This window comes from Cobetia sp. 1AS1, assembly GCF_029846435.1.
In the GTDB taxonomy this organism is placed as follows: Bacteria; Pseudomonadota; Gammaproteobacteria; order Pseudomonadales; family Halomonadaceae; genus Cobetia; species Cobetia amphilecti.
Window position 1 is genome coordinate 1 of record NZ_JARWKU010000026.1, and the last position, 680, is coordinate 680.

Sequence of the window (680 nt, forward strand, 5' to 3'; positions counted from 1 at the left end):
CTTAGCGCCGATGGTAGTGTGGAGTTTCTCCATGTGAGAGTAGGTCATCGTCAGGCACTTATCCCGAACCGCCCCTGCAGCCTTGCTGCAGGGGCGGTTCTCTTTGTGCTCAGGAAAAATTGGCGCAAAAGAAAAGCCGTGTGCAGAAAGAGGTACATGGAAAAGTGGTGCGTGAGATAACCTTCCCAGGCTGCATAAGAAGAAAGTCTTTGGCTCATCATCGTGCTGTGATGGTTCTGCCATTGATGGGAAAATGATGCGCTTGTTATTTATCCCTGGTTTTACCAAGCATCGCCCCTGCAGCTTTTGCTGTTGGGGCGTTTTTGTGTGGTTTGAAGCACCTCGCATGCATCTGTCGGCGTCGAGGAGCGTCAGGCAGATGCTCATTTCCGTCATGTCTGGGCCGGGAGTGGTGTCGTTCGGGATATTTTTTATGCGCAAGACTGGGTTTTTTTGCGTGCGCCGCCAGGTGAAGAAAAGGGTGCTCAAGACAAGCCTCGTTGTCAGAGATCGTCTGGCTGGAGTGCTTCAGGTGCCAGAATCTGGGGTGTGAAGGTTAAATCTGGCATGATCTTCAAAAAGCGCTTGCCCTCACGGCGGTTGGTGCGTAAAGTACGCATCCGCTGCCGGGGACGCATGGCGTTACCAGCGGTGAAAGAGGTTTGCAGGTGATTGTTTTG

The 680-nt window shown here is 52.5% G+C and carries 1 protein-coding gene; it reads right to left on the reverse strand.

Features of this window, described 5'->3' with window-relative positions; all coding sequences use genetic code 11:
- A partial coding sequence (locus tag QD280_RS17760) for a hypothetical protein (RefSeq protein ID WP_279840149.1) occupies positions 1-489 on the reverse strand: 489 nt, incomplete at its 3' end.
- Between the last annotated feature and the right edge of the window lie 191 nt (positions 490-680).